10 protein-coding genes are annotated in these 11,258 nt (G+C 38.2%); 6 read left to right on the top strand and 4 right to left on the bottom strand.

The features are described from left to right. The 4 genes from FJR05_RS04315 to FJR05_RS04300 form a co-directional block, all read left to right on the top strand. A partial coding sequence (locus tag FJR05_RS04315; protein WP_168642961.1) for a condensation domain-containing protein occupies positions 1-2,361 on the top strand: 2,361 nt, incomplete at its 5' end. A gap of 156 nt (positions 2,362-2,517) precedes the next feature. Then, positions 2,518-3,927: an MFS transporter gene (locus FJR05_RS04310; RefSeq protein WP_168642960.1), complete on the top strand. Its 1,410-nt coding sequence runs from the start codon at positions 2,518-2,520 to the stop codon at positions 3,925-3,927. A gap of 255 nt (positions 3,928-4,182) precedes the next feature. After that, positions 4,183-4,482 carry a ferredoxin gene (locus FJR05_RS04305; RefSeq protein ID WP_168642959.1) on the top strand — a complete coding sequence of 100 codons (300 nt, stop codon included), beginning with the start codon at positions 4,183-4,185 and terminating at the stop codon, positions 4,480-4,482. 289 nt (positions 4,483-4,771) lie between these two features. Further along, a complete protein-coding gene (locus FJR05_RS04300; protein WP_168642958.1) occupies positions 4,772-5,071 on the top strand; it encodes a ferredoxin in 300 nt (99 codons plus the stop codon). Positions 5,072-5,128: 57 nt separating this feature from the next. Here the strand turns inward: FJR05_RS04300 and FJR05_RS04295 are convergent, their stop codons facing one another. After that, the gene (locus FJR05_RS04295) at positions 5,129-6,706 is read right to left on the bottom strand and encodes a SpoIID/LytB domain-containing protein (RefSeq protein ID WP_168642957.1); all 1,578 of its coding nucleotides are present in this window, start codon (positions 6,704-6,706) and stop codon (positions 5,129-5,131) included. A 548-nt stretch (positions 6,707-7,254) separates the two neighbouring features. Here FJR05_RS04295 and FJR05_RS04290 point away from each other — a divergent pair. Continuing rightward, entirely contained in the window at positions 7,255-7,923 is a 669-nt protein-coding gene (locus FJR05_RS04290; RefSeq protein WP_168642956.1) for a helix-turn-helix domain-containing protein, read from the top strand. Between the two features lie 194 nt (positions 7,924-8,117). Continuing rightward, positions 8,118-8,444, top strand: coding sequence for an STAS domain-containing protein (locus tag FJR05_RS04285; protein WP_168642955.1), 327 nt, complete (start codon positions 8,118-8,120; stop codon positions 8,442-8,444). A gap of 107 nt (positions 8,445-8,551) precedes the next feature. On the opposite strand, the gene FJR05_RS04280 is transcribed toward FJR05_RS04285, so the two are convergent. The 3 genes from FJR05_RS04280 to FJR05_RS04270 form a co-directional block, all read right to left on the bottom strand. Beyond that, positions 8,552-9,688 (bottom strand): PP2C family protein-serine/threonine phosphatase, encoded by a 1,137-nt coding sequence (locus FJR05_RS04280; protein ID WP_168642954.1) that lies wholly within the window; start codon positions 9,686-9,688, stop codon positions 8,552-8,554. Positions 9,689-9,695: 7 nt separating this feature from the next. Further along, positions 9,696-10,469: a DUF1350 family protein gene (locus FJR05_RS04275; RefSeq protein WP_168642953.1), complete on the bottom strand. Its 774-nt coding sequence runs from the start codon at positions 10,467-10,469 to the stop codon at positions 9,696-9,698. Between the two features lie 76 nt (positions 10,470-10,545). After that, the gene (locus FJR05_RS04270; RefSeq protein WP_168642952.1) at positions 10,546-11,232 is read right to left on the bottom strand and encodes a hypothetical protein; all 687 of its coding nucleotides are present in this window, start codon (positions 11,230-11,232) and stop codon (positions 10,546-10,548) included. Positions 11,233-11,258: the final 26 nt, after the last annotated feature.

Here is an 11,258-nt window from a genome sequence, read left to right as displayed (position 1 = left end):
CCTACTTCTACCTACCCTATAAACTCTCGAAAGTGGGGGGAGAGTGAAAAACTACTTAATTTTTATCCATCAAATAAGTTACCATTTAAGTTTTTTAATAACTATGGACCTACAGAAAATACAGTAGTTACAACTTCTGGACAAATTTTACCAGAAGCATCAAATAGTAAATTTCCACCTATAGGTCGTCCTATTGCCAATACTCAAGTTTACATTCTTGATCCCTATCTTCAACTCCTACCGATTGGCGTTTATGGAGAAATCTACATTGGTGGACTAGGTTTAGCCAAAGGCTATTTGCATCGTCCTGACTTAACATCTGAGCGATTTATTGATAATCCTTTTGTGGCAAATGAGCGACTTTATAAAACTGGAGACTTAGGATGCTATTTACCAGATGGAAATATTGAATTTCTGGGACGGATTGATCACCAAGTCAAAATTCGGGGTTTTCGGATTGAACTAGGAGAAATTGAGACAGTATTAACCCAACATTCTCAAGTTCAGCAGGTAGTAGTAATTGTCCGCGAAGATCATCCAGGAAATAAATATTTAACAGCTTATATTGTTAGCAAAACAGAAACATTGACCAGTAGCGAATTACGTCAATTTCTGAAAGGAAATCTGCCTGAATATATGATACCTGCGGCTTTTGTGACACTAAAAGCATTACCTCTGACTCCTAATGGTAAAGTTGACCGGCTGGTTTTGCCAAAGCCAGAAACAATCAATGCAGAGCTAGAAACCGCCTTTGTTGCCCCTGGGACTGCCCTAGAAGCAAAATTAGCCGAAATTTGGTGTACAGTATTACATCGAGAGCAGGTAGGCATCTATGACAACTTCTTTGAATTGGGAGGACACTCTCTCCTGATCACATCTGTAATATCTCGCGTTCAAGAACATTTTTCCATAGTTCTGCCTCTGCGTTCTCTATTTACAGCCCCGACAATCGCTGAACTTAGTCAAGTAATAACTGCACATCAATTGGATGCCATAACAGTTGATACCTTACCACCTCTTGTCCCGCAAGCACGAGACACTTCTATTCCCCTGTCTTTTGCACAAGAGTCTATATGGCAGTTACAACAATTAGCTCCTGAAAGTTGCGCCTACAACAGCTTTTTTATTTTACGTTTTACTGGCTCTCTTTCTGCAATTGCATTGGAGTCCAGTTTCAATGAAATAATTCGTCGTCATGAAATATTACGCACTGGTTTTACTATAGTAGAAGGTCAACCTGTACAAGTAATTACCCCATTTCTGACCATCCCATTAGAGATTATAGACTTACAAAACCTACCCTTGATAGAGCGAAAATCTGAAGCAGAAAGACTAGCGGCATTGCAATATAATCACCATTTTGATCTGGCTTTAGTCCCTCTCATCAAAACCAGTTTATTGCGACTAACTCCAGAAGAGCATTGGTTGACAATCAATATGCACCATATCATCACCGACGGCTGGTCATTTGGTCTGTTGTTGGAGGAGTTAGGAATCCTCTATGCAGCTTTTGTGAATGGTTTACCTTCGCCCCTACCCGAATTACCTGTTCAGTACGCAGATTTTACCCTCTGGCAACGGCAATACTTTAATGAAAAGGTCATAGAAAAGCAATTGGCTTACTGGCTACAAAAACTAACTAATACTTCACTAGCATCTGATGAGATATCTAGCAATCAGCTACAGTTGAGTAACGAAAATACTAGCGCAGCTATTTATTCTGTGGTTCTGCCAGCAAGTATTGTGACATCAATCGAAGCCCTTTGCCGTTCTCAAAGGGTCAGCATTTTTGCGATCATTCTCACTGCTCTAAATATACTTTTGTTCAAATACAGTAGTAAGAACGATATTTTAGTCGTCGCAACTATTGGTAATCGGAGTGCGGTGGAAACTGAAAAAATGCTCGGTTGCTTCATCAATGATGTAATTTTGCGATCGCATCTTTCCTCTGAACAAACTGGAATTAATCTTTTAGAACAAGCCCAAGAAACTCTCACAGAAGCCATTAATAATAAAGAAATTGCTTGTCAAACAGTCACAGAAACTATCACCAGTAAACAACCACTGAATATCTCAGCAGCCCTGGCTATGCTACCTCCACAAAATTGGCATAATTGGATGTTAGATGTAGATTTTGTCACAATTAAGCGCGATCTCGACTTGTGGGATGGAGAAATTCCTTTAGAAATTTATGTTTCTTCACCTTCAGTCAATAATCCCACTATGGAAATTAAGGTTTTCTACAGCACGGAGTTATTCACAAGTGAAACTATCGAGGTTTTGTTCAACTATTACCAGCAAATTCTTCAGCAACTTATTGAAGATCCAACTAGTCAAGTTTGTGAATTTTTTGATTGGTGAACATTGCAAGACTCCAGATCCCCGACTTCTTAGAGAAGTCGGGGATCTTATTTATTCGACTACTTGTACTGACTGCTATGTAACTGAAAAATGAGAAATAAATGTTACATTAAACCATGAGGCTTTGCCACCAGTTCACTAATAATCACTATTGCCATGTTAGAAAACAGCCCACCAGAGTTGAAACAACAACCCAAATTTAGATCATCTTTATTGAAATGGACTGAGTATTTCTCCAACCCAGAAGGAGAGATAACTCAAAGCATGAGCGTGTTTATCTTGATCTGGTTTGGACAAGTGTTGTCTCTGGTTGGCTCGCGGACAACCGCTTTTGCGCTCAGTATTTGGGTTTATCAACACACAAATTCCACAATTCAATTTACACTGCTGATTCTCTCCACAACCCTACCGACAATTTTGATCTCTCCCATTGCTGGTGTGATTGTCGATCGCTTTTCTCGGCGCTGGATTATGATTATTAGTGATTTTTGTGCAGGTTTATGTACCTTACTAATTGCTTGGTTATTTATCAGTAATCACTTAGAAGTTTGGAGTCTGTGTCTAGTCAGTGGGATTAGTTCCAGTTTCAATGCTTTTCAGGGACTAGCCTATTCCTCAGCGACTACATTACTTGTGCCAAAAGCACAACTTGGTCGTGCCAGTTCGATGACACAGATCAGATTAGCGATCGCTGAAATTCTCTCCCCAGCATTAGCAGCAGCTTTGTTAGTAACTGTCCAATTACCAGGAATTATCATCATTGATTTATCTACATTAGCTTTGGCATTGATCTGTTTACTTGTGGTTAAATTTCCCGAAATTCATTCCACAGAACATCCCCATCCCGAAACTAACTCTTTTTGGCAACAAATGACCTTTGGCTGGAACTATTTAGTGGCACGTCCTGGACTCCTCGCATTAGTAATATTCATTGCCATTACCAACTTTCTCATTGGCAGCGATGAAGCCCTAACTACACCCTTCGTGCTTTCCTTTGCTTCTGTACAATCTCTGGGAACGATCTATTCTATTGCTGCTTCTGGGCTATTGGTGGGTAGCGTGGTGATGAGCATTTGGGGAGGGTTAGAACGCCAGATGAATACCATATTTGTGTCAATGGCATTTTTGGGCATATTCTATGTATTAGCAGGACTGACGGCTTCCACAATTGTCTTTACGATCGCCAATTTCTCGATATTTCTGATAGTTCCCATTGTCAACGGCTCAATTCAAGTCATCTATCAGAAAAAAGTAGCGCCAGAAGTCCAGGGAAGGGTCTTTGCCTTTCGCAGCGCTGTTGTCCAGGGGTTTTTACCGCTTTCCTATCTAACCTCTGGGGCATTAGCTGACCAATTTTTTGAACCAATTATGGCAACAGATGGAGCTTTAGCCAATAGCATTGGTAAAATTATTGGAGTTGGTCACGGTCGTGGTATTGGTTTAATGTTTATCATTATGGGTCTGTTTTCTCTAATCACAACCTTGATTGCCTACTTGTATCCGCGTCTTTGCTGCGTAGAAAAGGAACTACCTGATGCAATTCCTGACCAACCAGAGGTTTCATAAAGCCGACATCAAAAAATATCCCCAAGATGCACTTTAACATCTATCCCAGCCGGTATTTCATATAACAAAAACTTATTGGTAATAAGTAACTAAATTTCATTACTAATCGGGGTCAATTTTCTGTCATAAATTTTAACTTTTCCCTTAGTATCAGAATTGAAGCAAATTTAAACCAGCGGCTAATCCCATCAGAATAGCTGTAGTGTTTGCTGAAACATCACTTATACTGCCGATTTCACAACAGAGGATAATTAAATGGCTACTTTCAAAGTAAGACTAATCCACGAAGCCGAAGGTTTAGACAAAACCATTGACGTTGACGACGATACCTACATTCTAGATGCAGCAGAAGAAGCTGGACTTGACTTACCCTACTCCTGTCGCGCTGGTGCTTGTTCAACCTGTGCTGGTAAACTCGTTACTGGTACTGTAGACCAATCAGATCAATCTTTCTTAGACGATGACCAAGTTGAAGCTGGATATGTATTGACCTGTGTTGCTTATCCTACTTCTGATGTCACCATCGAAACCCACAGAGAAGAAGACCTTTACTAAGTTTTAGTAAAAAAGTCCACTCTACAAAGAGGATTGGGGATTGGCTATTGAGTAGAGTTTTTGCCAATTTCCCAATTTCTTCCTTGAATTTTAGTTCCTGGATCATAGAACTCTAAAATCTTGGAACTAAAGCAACCTAACAAAGTTATATTTTCTGTTATCCCTTGTGACCTTTTCCTGGGGAGCAGAACTGAAGCAAATTGAAACCAGCGGTTAATCCCATCAGAATAGCTGTAAAATTTGCTGAAACATCACTTATACTGCCGATTTCACAAGAGAGGATAATTAAATGGCTATTTTCAAGGTAAGACTTAAGAACGAGTCCGAAGGTTTAGACCAAGTTATTGAATGCCCCGAAGATGAATATATTCTAGATGCAGCGGAAGAAGCTGGACTTGACTTACCCTACTCCTGTCGGGCTGGCGCTTGTTCTACCTGTGCTGGTAAACTCATCTCTGGTACTGTAGATCAATCTGATCAGTCTTTTTTAGATGATGACCAAGTTGAAGCTGGATATGTATTGACCTGTGTTGCTTATCCTACTTCTGATGTCACCATCGAAACCCACAGAGAAGAAGACCTTTACTAAGTTTTAGAAAGGGGATTGGGAATTGGCTACTGAGTCAGACTTTTACCAATTCCCCAATTACCTATTTGCTTTAATTTTAGTCCCCGGATAATAGAACTCCAGAATCTTGGAACTAGACCAACCCAGTTTGGCTAGATTCTGAGCGCCTGTTTGACTTAAACCCACGCCATGTCCTAAACCACCACCAATAAAAGCATATCCCCACAGATCCGTTTGTCCTTTATTCAGTGGTTGAATGTAAAAAAGCGTGCTAATGGGGGCAGCAAAGGCACTGCGAACTTCATCTTTTTGTAAGGTAAAAACGCCGATATCTGTTTTTACAGCCAGTTTTAAAATCCGGCCGCTGGAACTGCGTTGAACGACGGACATGGCTTGAATTTTTTTGAATTTGCTATAGGGGCTTTTTTTTGCTTGTAAAAACTTTTGCAAGTCTTTGGTAATTCTATTGATGTCCGTTTCTCTGTGCCAACGGAATACATCCCATTTACTTTCATTAAATCCGGCTTTCAGATTGATAAATTTCTCGAAGTTACGATCATTTGCTAAATTTTGACTTGATAAGTTCCAAAGATTTTGATTAGCAGCATCTATGACCGGTTTTAAATAGGGACGATCTTCTCCATTCCAGATATCACTAAAGTTAGCGGTAACGCCACCTGTCGTGGAAGAATACAAAGCATCAACTATTTCATTATTATAAGTGAGGATCTGACCTCTGGTTGTGGCGATCGCCTGATCTGTATTTTTAGCAATTCCGCTCAGTCCTTGATAAACTTGACAATGAGTGTCCGCACATAACTGATAATTATCTACCGCAAATCTGCGAACATTTCGCAAAGCATAGGTGCGAGCAATAATCGCTTGTGCTTCTAGGGCTGCCATTGGCGCATTTGTGCCAATTTCATGGGGTAAAACTCCTCGCACATAAGTTTCCAAGGGGACAGTATTCACTAAGGTGTAATGCCCATAGGCGTTAGGCTGTAAGGTCACTTTTCCTGGGTAGACACGCTTTGATTCGAGTTTTTTGTCGGTACTGACTTTGACCAATTCCTTATCCGCAGTTACTTCTAGATAATTAGGACTATAATTTTTACCATTTACTACCCAAGTAATTTTAGGGACTTTTGATAAAATATTGGTTGCTAAGTAAGCATTTTTATCACCGGATGTTTCTATACTTTTTAATAGTAAGCGGCGAATTAAAGGAGTGCTGTAAACGTCCCGTTTTGCCCATACTTGCCAACGTTCTGGTTGAGATATTTCCACTTCTATCCCCAGCGAACGCCAGCGATTAGCGCTATCTTCCGCCGTTTCAAAGGTGCGAAAGTCACCCAGGACTAATACTTCCTGAACCACTGTTTGGGTTAAGGGCTGCATGACTGTTGCTAACTGGATGGGTTTGTCTGTAACTAGGGTTTGTTGCTGATTACCTACTGCAAATTTTAATGTTAAGCGATCGCCTTTTGTGGGAGATAATTCTAACTTGTCTGTGGGTTTAGCCCCAAACCGTTGGACAATACCAATTTGCAATTTTACATCCTGGTTTTTGCTTACGGGTTCTGATGCGGCAGCCAATCCCAATAAGCACAAGGTTGTTATTAATCTGTAGGAAGAACGCCAAATAAATATTTTCATGAAAACTAATTCTGATTGCCCTTATGCTGTCGGAGAGGTTTTAAATTAATTAACTCAAGTTACTAATGATAAGAAAATGCAGGGGGGCAGGAAGAATCACAAATATAGCAGAAGATAGGAGTCAGGAGTCAGGAGTCAGGAGTCAGGAGGAAGAAGAAAGAAGAGAGAAGAAGGAATAAGAAGAGAGAAGAAGAAATAAGAAGGAATAAGAAAGAAGTCAAGAGTAAAACAGGCTTGGTGTCTGGCTTTGCCGTTTTATCCTGTACGTCATTGATTTGCGATTTGCTGTATATATAGCAAGTGCCAAGGCGGTTAGAACATCAATCAACGGTCAAGTTCTTGCTACCAAAGGGTTTTTCTCCTGACTCCTGACTCCTGCTATATTTTTTACTTATGCGCTTCTATAATACCATTACGTCTTTTCTTCGGCACATTTGCAAATCAAACTCATTATGAGTATGATTTATTAAGCGATTTTTGAGTTCCCAAACCATAGAATAATGAAAAAAAACGTATAATAGCTAACAATATATTAGACCCCAAATTTTATGGCGCAAGTTGACTTAACTGATAATTTGCGAAATTTAATGCAAAAAGTTGGTTGTGATAGTTTTAACGCTTTAAGTCGTGCTGCTGGTGTTTCCCAATGGCAAATTTTGCAGTTGCGGAGGGGGAAAATTGGAAAGATGCGGATGGAAGTATTGGTAAAACTGTCAGAGATTTTACAGATATCTTGGATGGAGTTGGTAGAAACTTTTGGTGTTGATGGTTTATTCTCAAGTTGCAATAAAACTCATTCCTCTCATAAAAACATAGACTTATTAAAGCAAATCACGGATTTACAGTCTGAGCATCAAAGATTAACATTGTCAATGTTAGAACAACGAGAAGTATTAAAACGGGAATTTCAGCGGTCGAGTTTACAAATATTGGAATCTTTACTATTACAATGGCCAATGGCAGCACAAAGAGCCAGGGAGGATCACCAGTTATCAGCAGTAAAAATACTACCTTTGGTAGATACGCCTCTAGAAAGATTATTACAGGATTGGAACGTAAAAGCGATCGCATCTGTCGGCGACCAAATTCCCTATAATCCACAATTTCATCAGTTATTGGCGGGAACAGCACAACCAGGAGAAATGATTAAAGTCCGTTATCCAGGTTATATGCAACATGATCAGCTTTTATACCGAGCTAGAGTCAGTCCCATATAATTATTCGTTGCAACTCAATCTACCAAAAACGCTCTCAAGGATCACTATTTTGTGTTATAAGAAACCGGAATAAATACGTCACGAAAAATTGCTCAATATTTTTGTGTACAAAATGTCTTTATTCAATTTAACGTTAAGATATACTGATAAAACCAAAATCAGAACCTTCTTAAATAAATCAAAATTAGCATATTATGAATCAACAGGTAAAAGTGATAGCCATCAGTGGGAGCTTCAATGCCAATAGTTCTCAAAGCTTTCGACAAAGTATTACAGAAGTAATGGAAAGTGGAATGTCCATTGTCTTAGTTGATTGTCATAATGTCACCTTTATGGATAGTTCTGGATTAGGCACTCTGGTTTTAACATTTAAAGCTTTACAAGAATCAGGTATAAAGATGGTGATTTGTTCAATTAATGAGCAAGTAAGAATGCTATTTGAATTAACTGGAATGGATAGCAAATTTACAATTGTTCCTAGTCAAGAAGCATTTGAAAATCTTTTGCTTTCTGCCACTTAAGTAGGTTGGCGTTAAAAATTGTCGTTATGGCAAGGCAAGAGTGAAGAGGGTTTTGGCGATTTTACTTTTCTTTACACAGATTGGTTTTATTGTGTTCACCTACTTAATCAATCAAATTTAACTTGAAGAATGGATAAATCATCCTCAAATATATCTTTAGAGTTTAAGTTAATTAGGTAATCCAGTATATAATCTAGTTGATTATCAACAGAATACTGTAAGCTAATTAAAATCTGAGTAAAACCTTCCAAACTCCACAGATTCCCATTTGATTGAGTGATTTCATAAGCACCATCACTAAAGATATAAAGGGTACTAGATTTTTCAATCTGACAATAAGCATCAACATATTTAGCTTCAGGAAACATCCCCACCGGCATTCCTGGAGTTTTTAATCTTTTTACTTCTGTATTAGTAGGAGAGTTACCAGAAATGATAATAGCTGGTGGATGTCCAGCGCTAGAGTAAGTTAACTGCCGACTAACTCGATTATAAACTCCATACCAAATCGTAAAATATTTATCATTTTGATAATTTATTTGAAAGGTATTATTTAAAGCTGCTAATACCTCACTCGGTTGATAGTAATTTAAATCTTTGAGAGCGCGGGAACGTAAGAGATTTAATACAGAAATGGAAGGAAGAGTTGCTTTGAGTCCATGACCAGCAACATCTAGGAGGTAAATAGCTAAAGTATCAGCATCAAGCCAATTATAGTCCAAACAATCCCCACCAAGTTGGCGTGATGGCAAAAACTTAAACTGGATACTCAGGGGGTTATTTACAGGTAGGGGTAAAAGGGATTTTACATATTCTGTAGCTTCGGCTAATTCTGTTTCTAAAAGTAGCTTTTGGGTCTGTAAATCCTGACTTAATTGATGTAGACGTAAACCGGCTCTAACTCTTGCTTGCAGTTCGTTTTGTTCGATAGGTTTGGAGATAAAATCATCAGCACCAGCATCTAATCCTTTAACTCTATCGGCGACGGAATCTAAAGATGTTAATAAAATAAAAAATGTGGTAGATAATTTGGGATCTTTTTTAATGGCATTACATACTTCTATCCCACTTAATCCCGGCATAATCCAATCACATATAATTAAGGCTGGAGGGGAGTCCAGAGTTCTTAAAATTCCTTCTTCTCCCGTATTGGCGGTAATAACTTGATAACCTTGTTTTTCTAAGATTCTTTTGAGAAACATTTGAATGGAGCGGTCATCATCAATAATTAGTATTTCAAACATGAGATTATTAAGAAAGGGGATTTAACCAAAACAATATAACTTGTTTTAATTGATTTAAATCTCGATAAACTTCTTGCTTTAACCATTGTCCTAAAGCATCAAAGGGACTGAAGGAAGTTCCTGGTTGCCATTTTACATCTTGTCCTAAAGGTGTGGTATGAGTGCCTGATAAGGTTTGTGTTGTCACCATATCAGAAAAGAGTTGTTGTAAAATTATTGTTAAGTTTGCTGATTGATCTAGGGTATCTTTATTGAATCTGATTAATAAATTTCGCCGAATCTGATAGCTGTCTTGGACTATTTGGTTAGTTTGTGCGGGTGTGGGTGTAAATTCAATGTCTAATTGGGAATTGAATTGGGAATTGAACTGTTCTACTAATGGTATGGCTTCATTGGCAGCAAAGTTATTAAAGGATATTAAAATATTACCAGCCCTTTGAATTGGAAACAGGCTACCAATTAGTAAATGTAATTTACAACCCATGCTATGTCCGATTCCATAGGTGGGAAGATAAATTTTGCGGAGTTTTCCAGAGTCTTGTAGTTTTTCTAGGGTATATTCAAATTTACGGAGGACAGATTGTGCGATCGCTATATGATCTAATGTATTCACAAAAGGTGTGGCAATAATCACATATCCTTGATCTGCTAAGTTTTCCAGTAACCAACGATACGTTAAATGTGGTAAAGTGGCGACAAATGCACCACCTAAAAAATGAATAACCCCGATAGGATTATGGGGAATAAGTACCCAATTGCCTCTAATTTCTTGCCAGTTCATTTTAAATAGGAGTCAGGAGGTAGGGGCGCAGGGCCTGCGCCCATTCGGTGTTGTCGGGTGGAATATATCTCAAGTATTAACTCTGACTTTGTAAATTTTTCATTTCCCGCTGTACATCTAGGGAAATTTGCAAAGCTTCATTTAATAATTTACCATGTTCGGTGGCTTCTTCGGTAATTTGCATTGATGCCAAAGCGGCTAAATTATTGGTAAATAAATCAGCATTGGTGATAATAAAACTTTTATTTTCTCGCAAAATTCTCTCTGTTTTTAAAGCGCGGATTAAATCATTTCTAGTTAATTCAAGTGCTAATAATACTTTTTCTCTTTCTTGTATACTTACTCCTAAATTGCCAACATCTTCAATTTGGTCGTTAATATCTATAGCTTTAATCACGGAATTATATCTTTCCACATCATTTAATAAAATCCGCAAAGAATTGGTCATATTCTGCTTGAGAAACTTACTTTTACCTTTCCATAACAAATATAATAATATTTGGATACTCCCACTTGTCCATAAAATAAAGATAATTAGTGATAACCAAGATGATAGTTTTACTAATAGGTAAGTACAAACAGAAATAGCAAGTCCGGCGAAAACCACAGTAGCAATTTCTGTTTTTTGAGCTTTTTTTAGCAACCTTATACTGAATTGCTGGATAATATCAGTAATAATTATTAATTTATTATCAACAGGTAAGTTAGTCGCATCTTGAAGTTGATCATGACTAATATCCAATCCCTGTAAATCATCTCGCACAGTTGCTAAATCCTTAACTACTATTG

This window comes from Dolichospermum sp. UHCC 0259 (assembly GCF_009711935.1).
GTDB lineage: Bacteria > Cyanobacteriota > Cyanobacteriia > Cyanobacteriales > Nostocaceae > Dolichospermum.
The sequence above is the reverse complement of the archived record's forward strand: the minus strand, read 5'-3'. Positions and strand labels throughout refer to the sequence as shown.